Genomic DNA, 15,114 nt, shown 5'->3' with positions numbered 1-15,114 from the left:
GGTTCAGGGTGCCTTGAGTGTTAGCGGTCACAATGCGCATGTCACGACCCTGGGCCTGATACCGCACAGACCTTGACGTTCAACGTGATAACGCTAACAATCAGGACATTCTTGTCACGTCTGCACCACAGGAGCGCGAGACCACGTGAGCACCACTGCCCGCGAGGCCCACCTCACCATCGATCCGGCGTTCCGCGTGGCCCCCGTGCGGCGCCGCACGTTCGGCACGTTCGTCGAGCACCTCGGCCGCTGCGTCTACACCGGCATCTACGAGCCCGGGCACCCGTCGGCCGACGCGGACGGCTTCCGCCGCGACGTCCTCGACCTGACCCGCGAACTGGGCGTGAGCACGGTCCGCTACCCCGGCGGCAACTTCGTCTCCGGCTACCGCTGGGAGGACGGCGTCGGCCCGCGCGAGCAGCGGCCGCGCCGGCTCGACCTCGCCTGGCACAGCACCGAGACCAACGAGATCGGCGTCGACGAGTTCGTCGCCTGGTGCCGCAAGGCCGGTGTGGAGCCGATGATGGCGGTCAACCTCGGCACCCGGGGCATCGCCGAGGCCGTGGACCTCCTGGAGTACTGCAACCACCCGTCCGGCACGGCCCTGTCCGACCAGCGGGTCGCCAACGGCGCCAAGGAGCCCCACGGCATCCGCATGTGGTGCCTGGGCAACGAGATGGACGGCTTCTGGCAGACGGGGCACAAGACCGCCCGCGAGTACGGCCGGCTGGCCAACGAGACCGCCCGCGCCATGCGCATGGTCGATCCGGACCTGGAGCTGGTCGCCTGCGGCAGCTCCGGCTCCTCGATGCCGACCTTCGGCGCGTGGGAGGCCGAGGTGCTGGAGCACACCTACGACGTCGTCGACTTCGTCTCCTGCCACGCCTACTACGAGGAGAAGGACGGCGACCTCGGCAGCTTCCTGGCCTGCTCGACCGACATGGAGTACTTCATCCGCTCCGTGGTCGCGACCGCCGACCACGTCGGCGCCAAGCTGAAGTCGCGCAAGCGGATCGACATCTCCTTCGACGAGTGGAACATCTGGTACCTGTCGCGCCACCAGGCCGCCGAGCCGCCGCGCGACTGGCCCGTCGCGCCGCCGCTGCTGGAGGACCACTACCACCTGGCCGACGCGGTGGCCTTCGGCGGGCTGCTCATCACGCTGCTGCGCAACAGCGATCGGGTGACGGCCGCGTCGCTGGCCCAGCTCGTCAACGTGATCGCGCCGATCATGACCGAGCCGGGCGGGCGGGCCTGGCGGCAGACCACGTTCCACCCGTTCGCGCAGGCGTCGCGGCACGCCTCGGGCGAGGTGCTGCGGGTCGAGCCGGTGTCGCCGTCGTACGAGACGGCCGAGTACGGCGAGGTGCCGATGCTGCACGCGGTGGCGACCCGCGCCGAGGACGGCGGCGTCACGGTGTTCGCGGTCAACCGCTCCACCGACGGGCCGCTGTCGCTGGAGATCGACGCGCGGGCGCTGGGCGGCGTGCGCGTCACGGGCGCCACGACGCTCACGGACGCGGACGTCTACGCCCGCAACACCGCCGACCAGCCGGACCGGGTGGCGCCGCGCGCCAACCCGGACGTGGAGCACGACCCGCTGCGGGTGCTGCTGCCGCCGGTCTCGTGGAACGTGATCCACCTGGGCTGACCCCCGGCCCGCCGTGATCCGCCCGGGCTGACCCCCGCCCTGGGCGACCCCCGAGGGGCGGCCGCTCAGGCGCGCTTCGGGGAGCCGGTGCTCTCCCGCACCACCAGGTCGGGCTCGACCAGCCGGCGCGTCTCCCCCTCCTCGCCCGCCATGCGGTCGAGGAGCAGGTGGAAGGCGTGCCGGCCGACCTCGCGGAAGTCCTGCCGCACGGTGGTCAGGGGCGGCCAGAAGTACGCCGACTCGGGGATGTCGTCGAAGCCCACCACGCTCACGTCCTCGGGCACCCGCCGCCCGGCCTCGCGCATGGCGCGCAGCACGCCGAGCGCCATCTGGTCGTTGCCGACGAACACGGCCGTCACCGACGGGTCGGCGGCCAGCCGGCGGCCGAGCTGGTGGCCCGAGCGGGGGCTCCAGTCGCCGCGCAGCGGCTCGGGCACCGGCCGGCCCTCGGCCTCCAGGACGCTCTTCCAGCCCTCGATGCGGCCGCTGGCGTCGATCCAGTCGGCCGGGCCGCCCACGTGCCAGACGGTCTCGTGGCCGAGGCTCAGCAGGTGGCGGGTGGCGCGGACGGCGCCGGCCCGCTGGTCGACCATGGCGACCGGCACCGGGACGTCCTCGCCCGCGTCGACCGCGACCACCGGCAGGTCGGGCGGCAGGTGGCGCAGGCCGTCGGCGGCCGACTCGTGCGGGGCGACGATGATGACGCCGTCGACCGACTGCGAGCGCAGCCGGTGGACGCCCTCCTCGATGGAGCGCCGGTTGAGCGCGCTCAGGCTGGCGATGCTCACCGTGTAGCCGCTGAGGCGGGCGGTCTGCTCGATGCAGTAGAGGGTGGAGGCCGGGCCGTACAGGGTGGTGTCGATGCTGACCACGCCGAGCACGCCCGAGCGGCCGGTGACGAGCTGCCGGGCCGCGGAGTTGGGCCAGTAGTCGAGCTCACGCACGGCCGCCAGCACCCGCGCCCGGGTCTCGGCGCGCACGCGGTCGGGCGTGTTGAGCACGCGCGAGACGGTCATCGCCGAGACGCCGGCGAGCGCGGCGACGTCGCCGAGCACCGCCGGTCTGCTGCGCGGCCGCCCGCCCCCGTCCGAAGCCGTCGCCATCCGCCTCACCCCTTTCCCGATAACGCTAACAGGAACGGTCCCGGCGCGCGTCCTGGAAGGCGATCCGCGCGCTCCGGAACCCGGGCGCCCGGGTCTTCGTTCGCCAGTCAGGCGGGAGCACCCCCGCGCGACGGATCGGACGCGGAGGTCCCCCGGATGACCGGACACACCAGCCGGACAGTGTCGCCCCTCTCACCGGACCCGGTGGAGACCGGGGCGCTGCGCTACCCGGCCGGGTCGCTGGTGATCCTCACAGGTCTGCCCGGCGCGGGCAAGAGCACGTTGCTGCGCCGCCTGTACGGGCTGGACGGCTCGGAGACGGCGCCGGTGACCGCGAGCGGGGCGACGGTGATCGACTCGATGCAGTCGAGGTTGCGCTGGGCCGGGTCCCTGGGGTGGGCGCCCAAGCCGGCGCGCACCGCGGTCGTCTTCGCCACCCACCTGTGGCGGATCCGGCGCGGGCTGGCCGCCGGTCCGGTGATCGCGCACAACCGCGGCTGCGGGCCGGTGGTCCTGCGCCTGTTCGCCCGCCTGGCGCGCCGTCGTGGCGTGGCCTTCCACCTGCTGCTGCTCGACGCCTCCCCCGAGGCCGCCCTGGCCGGCCAGCGGGCCCGCGCCCGGGTGGTGGGTGCGCGCACGTTCTCCTACCACCGCCGCCGCTGGGAGGCGCTCCTGGCACGGGCCCGCGCGGGCACGGCCGCGCCCGCGGCGGGCGCCCTGGTGATCGACCGGCGCGCCGCCGACCTGCTGGACGGCATTCTCTTCGACGGCGCGCCCACCTCCCCCGCCGGGCGAGGGAAGCCCAGTACGATCTACAGATGACCGAAATGACCGAAACCACGCCCGGCTGGCTCGCTCCGGAGGAGCTGGAGTCGCTGCGCGGCCGGATGCCGATCCTGTACGTCGACGCCGTGCCCGTGCGGGTGGACGACACGGGCATCGTGACCCGGGTGGGCCTGCTGCTGCGCATCGCCCCCGACGGCACCGTGAGCCGGGCGCTGGTCTCCGGGCGGGTCCTCTACCACGAGCGGGTCCGCGACGCGCTGCTGCGCCACCTGGAGAAGGACCTCGGACCGGTCGCCCTGCCGAGCCTGCCGCCCTCGCTCACGCCGTTCACGGTGGCGGAGTACTTCCCCACCCCGGGCGTCACGCCGTACCACGACCCGCGCCAGCACGCGGTGTCGCTGGCCTACATCGTGCCGGTGCGCGGCGACTGCCGGCCGCGCCAGGACGCGCTGGACCTGGTGTGGTTCACGCCCGAGGAGGCGGCCTCGCCGATGGTGCAGCAGGAGATGACCGGCGGCCACGGGGTGCTGCTCAAGCAGGCGCTGGCGCACGTCGGCCGGCTCGTCTGACCGCCGGCAGGCGACCGCCCGGCCCCAGGACCAGAGCCGGGCGGTGCGGCGCGTCAGCGGCGGCCGACGACCTTGACCCAGTCCGTGGCCTCCGCCGGGTCGAGGTGGCGGGAGCCCTCGAAGACCGCCCGCCACGTGCCCGAGGTGTAGGCCGGGACCCTGGTGTGGAAGGAGCCGTCACGGCCGGTCGTGACCGTCTCGACGTGCTCCCAGTCCCCGCCGCGGTCCGGCTGGAAGAGGATCACGATCCGCTTCCAGCCGAGCCGGTGCCACGACTCCGACTCCTTGCAGTAGTCGGCGTGGTGGACGGAGACGAAGCCGCTGATGTAGTCCTCCTCGCACTCCACCGAGAGCCGGCCGTCCAGCGAGAGCGTCCTGCCCTGCCAGACGGGCTCGGGGCCCGCGTCGAACCGGAGCACGGTGTGGCCGCCGTCGACGTCCGGGTCCGCCAGCGCGGGGGCGGCGGCCGCCCCCACCATGGTGACGCCCAGAGCGGCCGCCGCCAGGCCGGCGGCGAGTCGTCGCATCATCGGATGAACTTCCTTCCCCGTGTGGAACGCGCGTCCGGACGGGCGCGCGTCATCGCGAATGACGCGATCGGGTAAAGAAAAGTTGCGATTCGCTGATCACGGTTATGCAACGACTCTTCATTTCATAGCCCGATATATGACCGTTTCGGGCTATTTATCGGGAATTAGTCGGCGAGTTGGTGGATTCTCGACAGGATCGGGGCGTAGCGCGGGGTGCCCTCGTAGCGCACGCGCCACGAGCCGCCGGCGCGGCCCGCCACATCCTTGGCGAAGGCGCCGTTCGCACTGGTGGTGACCTCGGCCACCTCCTCCCACGTGCTGCCGTCGTCGGGGCGCCACAGGATGTCCACCGGCTGCTCGGAGAACGGGGCGAAGTCGGCGACGCCCTTCGGGCCGAGGCGGCGCAGCGAGCCGGCGAAGCGCACGGCCGAGCCGTCCGGGGCGGGAGTCACGCGCACGCCGTCCAGCTTGGTCTCGCGGCGCAGCTGGAACGTGGAGTACTTCGTCGTGGTCGCCCCGTCGGCGCCGACGGCGGTGGCGGTGATCGTCCAGGTTCCCGCCGGGTAGTACCGGGTCAGCCCCTTGTCGGGCAGGAAGCGCCAGGTCTGCCAGTCGCCGTTGAAGCTCATCCAGCTCGGCGTCGGCTGCCAGGACACCGACTGGCCGCGCCTGCCGCGGCCCTTGTCCGAGTCGCGGGGGTCGGCGCGGCGCCGGTGGTCGCGCTGCGGCGCGGCCAGGCGGGCCGCGCCGGACGGGACGGAGGCGGCGTGGTCGCGGGCGGAGGCCGCCAGGGCGGGCTGGTGGTCGCGCACGGGGATCAGCGGACGGCCCGGCGGGCGTACGGCGTGGCCGACCGGCACCACGGGCACGCCCCGGTCGTCGGTGGCCACGGCGGGCGGCGCCTGGGCCGGCGCCCCCGGGGCGGGGACGGCCGGGCGTGGGGCCGGGGCGGCCGGGGCAGGCGCGGCCGGGGCGGGCGCGGCGCCGGTGGAGGGGTCGGTCGCGCTCACGGCGCCCTGCGGCGGCTTGCCGGGCTCGACCTTGACGCTCACCCCGTTCCGGTACTTCACGTCCTTGGCCACCACGTCGATCACCATGCGGACGGAGTCGCCGGGACCGACGACGGGAGAGGCCGGGCGTACGACGATCTCGCGGATGGCCGGGGCGGCGGCCCGCGCGGCGGCGGCGAGGCCGGAGGCGGCCGGGTTCACGGAGGCGCCGTGGGACGTGGCGGTGGAGGCGGGCGGGAGGCTCGTGGCGGCGGAGGACGCCGGCGCGGGCACCGTGAGGGCCCCCGCCGCGAGCGAGACGAGAACGAGTCTTCTGGTCATGATCCAGACCGTAGGAACCGGCCGGTCATGGCAGGGACCACGACACACGCCCCGGAAGGCAAAGACTCGGCGGCCGGCGCGGGGCCTGCTCAGCGCTCGTACAGCCCCTCGATGACGGCGGCGTACTTGGCGTGGACGACCCGCCGCTTCAGCTTGAGGCTGGGCGTCAGCTCCTCGCTCTCGGCGGTCCACTCGGTGCCGAGCAGCGCCCACCGCTTGACCTGCTGGACCCGGGCGAGCCGTTCGTTGGCGGCGGCGACGGCCGCCTCGACCTCCTTGAGCACGTCGGGATGGGCGGCCAGCTCGGCCAGGGCGCCCTCGATGCCGCGGGCGCGGGCCCAGCCGGGCGCCACGTCCGGGTCGAGGGTGAGGACGGCGACCGGGTAGGGCCGGTTGTCGCCGTAGGCGAGGGCCTGGCCGACCAGGGGGTGCTCCTTGAGGAGGTTCTCGATCGCGGCGGGTGAGATGTTCTCGCCGCCGGAGGTGATGATGAGCTCCTTCTTGCGGTCCACCACCCGGTAGAAGCCGTCGTCGTCGACCGTGCCGATGTCGCCGGTGTGCAGCCAGCCGTCGCCGTCGAGGAGCGCGGCGGTGCCGTCGGGCCGGTTGAGGTAGCCGCGGGTGTTGAGCGGGCTGCGGGTGAGGATCTCGCCGTCCTCGGCGATGCGCACCTCGACGCCGGGCTCGGCCCGGCCGACGGTGCCCAGGCGGTAGCAGCCGGGGCCGTTGCCGGTGAACGCGCCGGTCGTCTCGGTCATGCCGTACACGTCGACGACCTTGAGCCCGAGCCCGGCGTAGAAGCGCTGCACCTCGCCGGGCAGCGGCGCGGCGCCCGTGGCGGTCCACAGCGCGCGGTCGAAGCCGATGAGCGCGCGCACGCCCGCCAGCAGCTCCGCGTCGGCGCGCTCGTACGCGGCCCGGACCTCGGGGGTGATGGTGTGGCCGTGCTGGCCCCCCTCCACGTAGGCCACGCCCGCCGCCATGGCCCGCCGCACGGCCTCCTGGCGCTCCTGCGGCTGGGCGGCGAGCACGGCCAGCAGGCGCGCCATCATCTTCTCCCACACGCGCGGCACGCCGAAGAACATCATCGGCCGCACCTGCCCGAGCGTGGCGCCCAGCTCGGCCAGGTCGGTGCAGAAGTGCACGTGGGAGGCCTTGACCAGCGGCAGGTAGAGGCTGAGCACCCGCTCGGCGATGTGGGCGTAGGTGAGGTACGAGATCTGGGTGCCGCGCTCGGGCAGCGTGGCCATGCGGTCGGTGGCCGCCACCTCGTACAGCACGTTGCGGTGGGTGAGCGGCACGCCCTTGGGGTTGCCGGTGGTGCCCGAGGTGTAGAGGACCGTCACGACGTCCTCGGCGCCCACGGCGCGCCAGCGGGCCTCGGCGGCGTCCGGGTCGGCGGCCAGCGCGTCGCGGCCGAGCGCGAGCAGGTCGTCCCAGGACAGGAACCGGTCGTCGCCGGCCGGCGCGCCCTCCAGCAGGACGATCCTGCGCAGCGCGGGCAGCCGGTCCAGGACCGGCTCCCAGCGCGCGAGCTCGGCCGGGCCGCCCAGCACGGCGCAGACCGCGCCGACGTCGGCCGCGACGAACGCGATCTGCTCGGCCGCGAACGTGGAGTAGATCGTGCACCCGATCCCGCCCGCGTGGACGGCCCCGAGGTCGGCCAGCACGTGCTCGCTGCGGTTGACCATCATGAGCGCGACGGTCTCGCCGGGCCGCAGGCCGATCGCGGCGAACCCGGCGGCGATCTCCAGCACCCGCCGCCGCGCCTCGGCGTAGGTGAGCGTGACCCAGCCGCCCTCGGCCGGGTCGGAGTAGGCGGGCGCGCCGGGGTGCCGCTCAGCCGTCTCCCTGAGTTGCTCACAGATGGTCCGGCCGGCGATCAGCTCGTCGATCTCCGCCCGCACGCCGAGGACACCGGCCATGGCACGCGCTCCTCACATGTTCACTTGTCCAGGGGCATGCATCGCACCACACCTGCGGGGTAGCGGCAAGACCTCTCCGACCGGCGGAAACCTCCGTCACGTAGAGTGATGCAACGGATGCGGAAAGATTGCCCGGGGGCTCGCATGACCACGCACGAGACGCACGAACGCACGTTCTTCGGCCACCCGTGGGGGCTGGCGACGCTGTTCGGCACCGAGATGTGGGAGCGGTTCAGCTGGTACGGCCTGCGTGCCATCCTGGCCACGTTCATGGCCGCCTCCCCCGCCCAGCACGGCCTGGGCCTGAGCGAGCAGACGGCGACGGCCGTCGTCGGCGTGTACGGCGCGCTCATCTACCTGGTGGCGCTGCCGGGAGGCTGGATCGCCGACCGCCTGCTCGGGCCGCGCCGCTCGGTGTTCTGGGGCGGGTTCGTCATCATGTGCGGCCACATCAGCATGGCGATCCCCGTGGCGTCGTCGTTCTTCGTCTGGCTGGGGCTGGCGCTGATCATCGCCGGGACGGGCCTGCTCAAGCCGAACATCTCGGTCATGGTGGGCAAGCTCTACCCGGAGGAGGACGACGGCCGCCGCGACGCGGGGTTCTCGCTGTTCTACCTGGGCATCAACCTGGGCGCGTTCTTCGCGCCGATCGTGGTGGGCTGGCTGGCCGACGGCGACCGCTGGCACCTCGGCTTCAGCGCCGCGGCCGTCGGCATGGCGCTCGGCCTCGCGCAGTACGTCCTGGGCCGCAGGCACCTGCGCGGCGTCGGCGACGAGCCGAACATGCCGCTGACCCCGCGGCACCGCCGCCAGGCGCTGCGGCACGTGGGGCTGGCCGCGCTCGGCGTCGTGGTGCTCATGGCGGTCTGGGTGGCGACGGGGACGTTCACGATCGACCGGTTCACGGTGGTCGTGACCCTCGTCATCCTCGCGGTGCCGGTCGCGTACTTCGGCTACATCCTGATGGGCAGCCACGACCTGACCGAGGACGAGCGGTCGCGGATGAAGGCCTACGTCTGGCTGTTCGTCGCCGCCGCGATCTTCTGGATGCTGTACGACCTGGCGCCGAGCAAGCTGCTGTTCTTCGCCCAGAACCACACGGACCTGACGCTGTTCGGCGTCCACATCAACGCGGCGACCACGCAGTCGTTCAACCCGCTCTTCATCATGATCTTCGTGCCGGTGTTCGCGACGCTGTGGGTGAAGCTGGGCACGCGGGTGAGCACGCCGCAGAAGTTCTCCTTCGCCCTGGTCATGGTGGGCCTGAGCTTCCTCGTGATGGCGCTGGCCGCCACCCTGGCCCAGGGCGGCCGGGTGTCGGTGTGGTGGCTGGTGCTGGTCTACCTCATCCAGGTGTTCGGCGAGCTGTCGCTGAGCCCGGTGGGGCTGTCGGTCACCTCCAAGCTGGCCCCGCAGGCGTTCAAGGGGCAGATGCTCGGGCTGTGGTTCATCTCGATCTCCGTGGGCGACGCGATCGGCGGGCAGACGGGGCGGCTGAGCACCGTGATGTCCGACCCGGCGTACTACACGCTGCTGGCGCTGATGGCGATCGTGGCCGGGCTCGCGCTGCTGATGTTCACCCGGAAGCTGCGCCACCTGATGTCCGAGCACCACGAGCCCGCGGCGCCGCCCACCCGCTGATCCGCCGCGCCCCTTGATCCGATAGACATGTGACCGTGCCCGAACTGCTCGACCTGGTGGGAATCTTCGTCTTCGCGCTGTCCGGCGCGCTCATGGGCGTGCGCAAACGGCTCGACGTGGTGGGGATGGCGGTGCTCGCCGAGATGACGGCGCTGGGCGGCGGCGTGGTGCGCGACCTCATCCTCAACGTCCGGCCGGCCGCCTTCCAGAGCGTGGGGTACGTGCTGGTGCCGCTGGCGGCCACGGTGATCGTGTTCTTCTGGCATCCGCACGTGGCGCGGGTGATGCCGGCCATCCTCGTGTTCGACGCGGCCGGTCTCGGGCTGTTCTGCGCGGTCGGCACGCTCAAGGCCCTGGAGTACGGGCTGAGCCCGCTGCACGCCACCCTGCTCGGCGTCACCACGGGCGTGGGCGGCGGCATGCTGCGCGACGTGCTGGCCGGCGAGATCCCGACGCTGCTGTACGACCGGCAGCTCTACGCGGTGCCCGCGCTGCTCGGCTCGGCCATGATGGCGGAGCTGTCCACGCTGGGGCTGCACGGCTGGCCGGCCACGCTGGCCTCGGCGGTGGTGGCCTTCGGGCTGCGCGTGGCCGCGATGCGCTACAAGCTGCGCGCCCCGCTGGCCCGGGGCGTCCCGCCCTCCGAATGACCCGGGGGCCGGGGTCAGACCATCGGGACGAGCGCGTCGGCGGGCCGGCCGCCCGCGGCCGGGCCTTGCTCGCGGGCGGCGGCGATGCGCTCCACGGCCTCCTCCAGCACCGGCGGCGGCAGCGTGTACGGCACCCGCACGTACCCCTCCAGCGTCCCCTCCAGGCCGAACCACGTCCCCGCGGCCAGCCGCACGCCGCGCGTGGCGGCGGCCTCGCACAGGGAGACGGCCGAGCCGCAGTCGTGCCGCACCCACAGCGTCCCCCCGCCGCGCGGCACCGCGAACTGCCAGGCCGGCAGCCGCTCGCGCAGCGCGGCCACGAGCGTCGCGCGGGAGGCGCGCAGGCCGCGCAGCCGCTCGGCCCTGGTCTCCTCCAGCCGGTCGAACAGCCGGGCCACCACGAGCTGCTCCAGCACCGGGCTGGCGATGTCGACGGCGGCCCGCCGCACGGCCAGCCGGCGGATGAGCGCGGTGCCGGCGCGCAGCCAGCCGATGCGCAGCCCGCCCCACCACAGCTTGGAGGCGGAGCCGATGGTGACCATGCGGTTGTCGGTGTCGAAGGCGGCCATGGGCGCGTGCCCGTCGCCCCCGTCCAGGTCGAGCTCCGCCCACGTCTCGTCGATGACGATCGTGGTGTCGGTGCGCCGGGCCGCGCCGGCGACGGCGGCGCGGGTGGCGTCGTCCATGAGGGCGCCGGTCGGGTTCTGGAAGTCCGGCATGAGGTAGGCGACGCGGGCCGCCGACTGACGCAGGGCGCAGGCGACGAGGTCGGCCTGCCAGCCCTCGTGCGAGATGCCGACCGGGACGATCCGGGCGCCGCGCTGCCGGGCGACGTCGATGGCGTGCGTGTAGGTGGGCGACTCGACCAGGACGGGGTCGCCCGGCCCGGCCAGCAGGCTCATGGCCAGGTGCAGGGCGTGCTGCGAGCCGGTGGTGACGAGGATCTGGTCGGGCAGCGTGGCCAGGCCGCGCGCGGTGTAGCGGGCGGCGATCCGCTCGCGCAGCACCGGCAGGCCCATCGGGTCGTAGCCGTTGCCCATGCCGTAGCGCGGCAGGTCCTCCACGGCCTCGGCCATCGCCTCGCGCAGCGCGGAGGGGGCGGGCGGGGCGGCGGCGTGGAGCTGGATGAGGCCGTCCTGGCCGGTGGCCAGCCACGGGTTGTCGGCGGTGGAGGACGGGTCGGGCAGCGCCGTCCAGCTTCCTGAGCCCTGCCGGCTGTCCAGGTAGCCCCGCTCGCGCAGCAGGTCGTAGGCGGCGGTCACGGTGGTGCGGCTGACGCCGAGGGTGGCGGCCAGGTGCCGTTCGGCGGGCATGCGCACGCGGACGGGCAGCCGCCCGTCGAGGATGAGGGCGCGCACCGCGTCGGCGAGCGCCCGGTAGTACGGCCGGGCCTCGGCCGGCACTGCGGTGAGCCGGGCCACCTGCGCCGCACTCAAATACCTCATCAGGCCACTTTTCATGATTGGACCTGTTTTGGCAAGCGGGTGGCCTGCCACTCTGGGACCACTATGAGCGAAGCGTCCGTCCGTCATCTCGGCTCCCTCCCCTCCCGCCTCGTCCGGCTCTACGGCGGCCTGGCCCTGTACGGGCTCGGCATCGGCCTGCAGGTCCGCTCAGGGCTGGGCAACGGCCCGTGGGACACCTTCCACCAGGGCCTTGCCCGCCACCTGGGTCTGTCGATCGGCACGATGATCATCGTGGTGGGCGCGCTGGTCATGCTCCTGTGGATCCCGATGCGGCAGCGGCCCGGCCTGGGCACGGTCAGCAACGTGGTCTTCGTCGGCCTGTTCGCCGACGCCGCGCTGTTCGTGCTGCCCGTCCCCGGCCACTGGGCGCTGAGCTGGCTCTACCTGGCCCTGGCCGTCGTGTCGATCGCGATGGCCACCGTGCTCTACATCGGCGCCGGCATGGGCCCCGGGCCGCGCGACGGTCTGATGACCGGGCTGGTCCGGCTCGGCCTGTCGCTGCGGCTCGGCCGCTTCCTCATCGAGGTGACCGTGCTGGCGGCCGGCTGGCTGCTCGGTGGCACGGTGGGCGTCGGCACGCTGGTGTTCGCCCTGGCGATCGGGCCGCTGACCCAGCTCTTCGCCCGCCGCTTCCCCCTGACGTGATCGCGCCGCCGGGCCCGGCATGACGCGACGTGCTCGGGCCCGGCAGCGTGATCACCCCCGCGGCGAGTAGCGTCGAGGCATGCGGATCGAGGACTACGCACTGATCGGAGACATGCAGTCGGCCGCCCTGGTGGGCAGGGACGGTTCGATCGACTGGCTCTGCCTGCCGAGGTTCGACTCCCCGGCGTGCTTCGCGGCGCTGCTCGGTGGTGACCGCAACGGCCACTGGTGGATCGGCCCGCCCGGCCGGCAGCCCGCCACCCGCCGCCGCTACCGTCCCGACACGCTCATCCTGGAGAGCGAGTGGGACACCCCCACGGGCACCGTCCGGGTGATCGACTTCATGCCGCCCCGCGACGTCAACCCCGACGTGGTGCGCATCGTGGAGGGCGTCTCCGGCACGGTGGAGGTGGCCACCCAGCTGCGCGTGCGCTTCGACTACGGCCGCATCGTCCCCTGGGTGCGGCGCACCGACGGGCACCTCCAGGCCGTCGGCGGGCCCGACGCCGCCTGGCTGCACTCCCCCGTCCCCCTCAAGGGCGGCGACTACGCCCACCGCGCCACCTTCCACGTCAAGGCCGGCCAGCGGCTGCCGTTCGTGTTCACCTGGCACCCCTCCCACGAGCCGATGCCCCCCCAGATCCACGCCGAGCACCAGCTCGACGAGACCGAGTCGCTATGGAAGGAGTGGGTGGCCACCTGCACCCACGGAGGCCCCTGGCGCGACGCGGTGGTGCGCTCCCTCATCACCCTCAAGGCCCTGACCTACGCCCCCACCGGCGGCATCGTCGCCGCGCCCACCACCTCCCTGCCGGAGGACATCGGCGGCGTCCGCAACTGGGACTACCGCTACTGCTGGCTGCGCGACGCCACGATGACGCTCGAGGCGCTGATGAACAACGGCTACCTCGGCGAGGCCGCCGAGTGGCGGTCGTGGCTGCTGCGCGCGATCGCCGGCCGCTCCCAGGACCTCCAGATCATGTACGGCGTGGCGGGCGAGCGGCGGCTGCCCGAGATGCAGCTCGACTGGCTCGACGGCTACGAGGGCTCCCGCCCGGTCCGCATCGGCAACGACGCCGTCAACCAGCTCCAGCTCGACGTCTACGGCGAGGTGATGAACGCCCTCTACCTGGCCGGCGCCTCCGGCCTGACGGCCGACCAGCGCGCCTGGTCCATCCAGCGCCAGCTCCTGGACTACGTCGAGGAGCACTGGGACGAGCCGGACGAGGGCCTGTGGGAGGTGCGCGGCCCGCGCCGGCACTTCACCCATTCCAAGGTCATGTGCTGGGTGGCGCTCGACCGGGCGGTCAAGTACGTCGAGCGGCACGGCCGGACCGGCCCCGCCGACAGGTGGCGGCGCACGCGCGACCGCATCCACGCCGAGGTGTGCGAGCACGCCTTCGACGCCGAGCGCAACACCTTCACCCAGTCCTACGGCTCCTCCGAGCTGGACGCGTCGCTGCTGCTCATGCCCATGGTCGGGTTCCTGCCCGCCGACGACCCGCGCATGGTGGGCACCGTGGCGGCCATCGAGAAGGAGCTGATGTCCGACGGCTTCGTGCTGCGCTACCCGGTGGCCGAGGACAACGACGTCGACGGGCTGCCCGGGGGCGAGGGCGCGTTCCTGGCGTGCAGCTTCTGGCTGGTCGAGGTCATGGCCATGCAGGGGCGCCGGGACGAGGCGAAGGAGCTGTTCGAGCGGCTGCTGTCGCTGCGCAACGACCTGGGGCTGCTGTCGGAGGAGTACGACCCCCGCTACTCCCGGCTGGTCGGGAACTTCCCGCAGGCCTTCAGCCACGTGCCGCTGATCCACGCGGCCCGCGCGCTGTCCGAGCACGACGAGACGCCCAAGCTGGCCCGCGACACCTGACCGGCGCGGCGTGGGCGGGGTGGGGCGGGGTGGCCGGTCAGGCGGCGAGGCGGGCCAGGACGCGGGCGAAGTCGGGCGGCGGCGCGACGACCAGCCGCGTCTGCCCGTCGCGCAGCTCGATGTCGGCCCGGATGAGCGTCAGCCGCCCCTGGTGCCACCAGTAGACCTGCGGGCTCAGCCCGCCCGTGCGGGCGGCGTGGACGCGCAGCCGCTCGATGGCCCGCACCACGCCGATCCCGTTCACCGGGTGCACGAGCAGCGTGTACGGGTCGGGCAGCACGGCCAGGACGCCGTGGGCGGGCACCGGCAGGTAGGCGCCCAGCCAGCGCAGGTGCGTCGCCGCCGACGGGGCGCGGCCGGTCAGCCGGGTGACGGCCGTGCCGGACAGCTCGATGGCCTCGACCGACAGCCTCTCGCCGCGCCGCACGTTGCCGACCGCCCGCTCCAGGGCCTCGCCGGGCGGCACGGGCCAGCAGCCGGCCTCCTCGGGCAGCACCGGGCGGGCTCCGACGGTGAGCAGCTCCACCAGGTCGCCGTTGAGGTGACGGCCGACCACGCGGGTCAGGTCGGGCACCTCGTCCACCGCCTCCACGCGGGTGCCCAGCAGCGGCCCGGCCCGGTCGTAGTCGCAGGCGTCCAAGGGGGCGTCCACGACGCCCCCGGCGGCGCCCACCACCCGGGCCAGGTGCTGCGAGACGAGGGTCGGCCAGTCCTCGCGCGGCCGGCGGCCCGCCTCGCGGCGCAGCCCGGTGAGCCGGACGAGGATCTCGCCGTCGCGCGGCCGGCGGGGAGCCGGCGGGCGGAGGGTGAGCGAGGCGCCGTCGGCGGCGAAGACGCAGGTGAAGCCGAGGGAGTCGGCCACGAGTGCGAGCAGGGAGTCGAGGTCGACGTCCTCGACCGCCCTGCGCGAGGGTTTCCGGCCACGTCGGAGGAACTTCACGCGCGGC

The 15,114-nt window shown here is 73.6% G+C and carries 13 protein-coding genes; 7 read left to right on the top strand and 6 right to left on the bottom strand.

The window, feature by feature from the left end:
- Nucleotides 1–145 precede the first annotated feature (145 nt).
- Nucleotides 146–1,651 (top strand): arabinosylfuranosidase ArfA, encoded by a 1,506-nt coding sequence (gene arfA, locus HT134_RS16380; protein ID WP_175601252.1) that lies wholly within the window; start codon nucleotides 146–148, stop codon nucleotides 1,649–1,651.
- Between the two features lie 65 nt (nucleotides 1,652–1,716).
- Here the strand turns inward: arfA and HT134_RS16375 are convergent, their stop codons facing one another.
- Complete coding sequence (locus HT134_RS16375) at nucleotides 1,717–2,754, bottom strand: LacI family DNA-binding transcriptional regulator (protein ID WP_175601251.1); 1,038 nt, start codon at nucleotides 2,752–2,754, stop codon at nucleotides 1,717–1,719.
- A gap of 156 nt (nucleotides 2,755–2,910) precedes the next feature.
- Here HT134_RS16375 and HT134_RS16370 point away from each other — a divergent pair, with 156 nt between their 5' ends.
- Together HT134_RS16370 and HT134_RS16365 are read left to right on the top strand one after the other, a co-directional pair.
- Nucleotides 2,911–3,576, top strand: a complete 666-nt coding sequence (locus tag HT134_RS16370) for an AAA family ATPase (protein WP_175601250.1) — start codon at nucleotides 2,911–2,913, stop codon at nucleotides 3,574–3,576.
- A complete protein-coding gene (locus tag HT134_RS16365) occupies nucleotides 3,573–4,109 on the top strand; it encodes an NUDIX hydrolase family protein (protein WP_175601249.1) in 537 nt (178 codons plus the stop codon). Before HT134_RS16370 ends, HT134_RS16365 begins: the two co-directional genes overlap by 4 nt.
- A 53-nt stretch (nucleotides 4,110–4,162) precedes the next feature.
- Here HT134_RS16365 and HT134_RS16360 read toward each other — a convergent pair whose 3' ends face one another.
- The 3 genes from HT134_RS16360 to HT134_RS16350 form a co-directional block, all read right to left on the bottom strand.
- A complete protein-coding gene (locus HT134_RS16360; protein WP_175601248.1) occupies nucleotides 4,163–4,639 on the bottom strand; it encodes a hypothetical protein in 477 nt (158 codons plus the stop codon).
- A gap of 164 nt (nucleotides 4,640–4,803) precedes the next feature.
- Complete coding sequence (locus HT134_RS16355; protein ID WP_175601247.1) at nucleotides 4,804–5,970, bottom strand: hypothetical protein; 1,167 nt, start codon at nucleotides 5,968–5,970, stop codon at nucleotides 4,804–4,806.
- 89 nt (nucleotides 5,971–6,059) lie between these two features.
- Nucleotides 6,060–7,895, bottom strand: a complete 1,836-nt coding sequence (locus HT134_RS16350; protein ID WP_175601246.1) for an AMP-dependent synthetase/ligase — start codon at nucleotides 7,893–7,895, stop codon at nucleotides 6,060–6,062.
- 144 nt (nucleotides 7,896–8,039) lie between these two features.
- Here HT134_RS16350 and HT134_RS16345 point away from each other — a divergent pair, with 144 nt between their 5' ends.
- Together HT134_RS16345 and HT134_RS16340 are read left to right on the top strand one after the other, a co-directional pair.
- The gene (locus HT134_RS16345) at nucleotides 8,040–9,536 is read left to right on the top strand and encodes a peptide MFS transporter (RefSeq protein WP_175601245.1); all 1,497 of its coding nucleotides are present in this window, start codon (nucleotides 8,040–8,042) and stop codon (nucleotides 9,534–9,536) included.
- 29 nt (nucleotides 9,537–9,565) lie between these two features.
- A complete protein-coding gene (locus HT134_RS16340) occupies nucleotides 9,566–10,186 on the top strand; it encodes a trimeric intracellular cation channel family protein (protein WP_312888159.1) in 621 nt (206 codons plus the stop codon).
- Between the two features lie 14 nt (nucleotides 10,187–10,200).
- Here HT134_RS16340 and yczR read toward each other — a convergent pair whose 3' ends face one another.
- On the bottom strand, nucleotides 10,201–11,631 hold the full coding sequence (gene yczR / locus HT134_RS16335; RefSeq protein ID WP_175601244.1) for a MocR-like transcription factor YczR: 1,431 nt from the start codon (nucleotides 11,629–11,631) through the stop codon (nucleotides 10,201–10,203).
- Between the two features lie 63 nt (nucleotides 11,632–11,694).
- On the opposite strand from yczR, the gene yczE reads away from it, so the two are divergent.
- Together yczE and HT134_RS16325 are read left to right on the top strand one after the other, a co-directional pair.
- The gene (gene yczE, locus HT134_RS16330) at nucleotides 11,695–12,297 is read left to right on the top strand and encodes a membrane protein YczE (protein ID WP_175601243.1); all 603 of its coding nucleotides are present in this window, start codon (nucleotides 11,695–11,697) and stop codon (nucleotides 12,295–12,297) included.
- A gap of 79 nt (nucleotides 12,298–12,376) precedes the next feature.
- Nucleotides 12,377–14,167 (top strand): glycoside hydrolase family 15 protein, encoded by a 1,791-nt coding sequence (locus HT134_RS16325; protein ID WP_175601242.1) that lies wholly within the window; start codon nucleotides 12,377–12,379, stop codon nucleotides 14,165–14,167.
- Between the two features lie 37 nt (nucleotides 14,168–14,204).
- On the opposite strand, the gene HT134_RS16320 is transcribed toward HT134_RS16325, so the two are convergent.
- Entirely contained in the window at nucleotides 14,205–15,107 is a 903-nt protein-coding gene (locus HT134_RS16320) for a hypothetical protein (RefSeq protein WP_175601241.1), read from the bottom strand.
- Nucleotides 15,108–15,114 lie beyond the last annotated feature (7 nt).

This window comes from Nonomuraea rhodomycinica (genome assembly GCF_013363995.1).
Lineage (GTDB): Bacteria > Actinomycetota > Actinomycetes > Streptosporangiales > Streptosporangiaceae > Nonomuraea > Nonomuraea rhodomycinica.
This window is presented reverse-complemented; position numbering and strand designations above follow the sequence as displayed.

Excerpts from the sequence above, each read along its gene's own strand:
- HT134_RS16375 (WP_175601251.1), bottom strand. The coding sequence starts at position 2,754 with ATGGCGACGGCTTCGGACGGGGGCGGGCGGCCGCGCAGCAGACCGGCG.
- HT134_RS16370 (WP_175601250.1), top strand. The coding sequence starts at position 2,911 with ATGACCGGACACACCAGCCGGACAGTGTCGCCCCTCTCACCGGACCCG.
- HT134_RS16365 (WP_175601249.1), top strand. The coding sequence starts at position 3,573 with ATGACCGAAATGACCGAAACCACGCCCGGCTGGCTCGCTCCGGAGGAG.
- HT134_RS16360 (WP_175601248.1), bottom strand. The coding sequence starts at position 4,639 with ATGATGCGACGACTCGCCGCCGGCCTGGCGGCGGCCGCTCTGGGCGTC.
- HT134_RS16355 (WP_175601247.1), bottom strand. The coding sequence starts at position 5,970 with ATGACCAGAAGACTCGTTCTCGTCTCGCTCGCGGCGGGGGCCCTCACG.
- HT134_RS16350 (WP_175601246.1), bottom strand. The coding sequence starts at position 7,895 with ATGGCCGGTGTCCTCGGCGTGCGGGCGGAGATCGACGAGCTGATCGCC.
- HT134_RS16345 (WP_175601245.1), top strand. The coding sequence starts at position 8,040 with ATGACCACGCACGAGACGCACGAACGCACGTTCTTCGGCCACCCGTGG.
- yczR (WP_175601244.1), bottom strand. The coding sequence starts at position 11,631 with ATGAGGTATTTGAGTGCGGCGCAGGTGGCCCGGCTCACCGCAGTGCCG.
- yczE (WP_175601243.1), top strand. The coding sequence starts at position 11,695 with ATGAGCGAAGCGTCCGTCCGTCATCTCGGCTCCCTCCCCTCCCGCCTC.
- HT134_RS16325 (WP_175601242.1), top strand. The coding sequence starts at position 12,377 with ATGCGGATCGAGGACTACGCACTGATCGGAGACATGCAGTCGGCCGCC.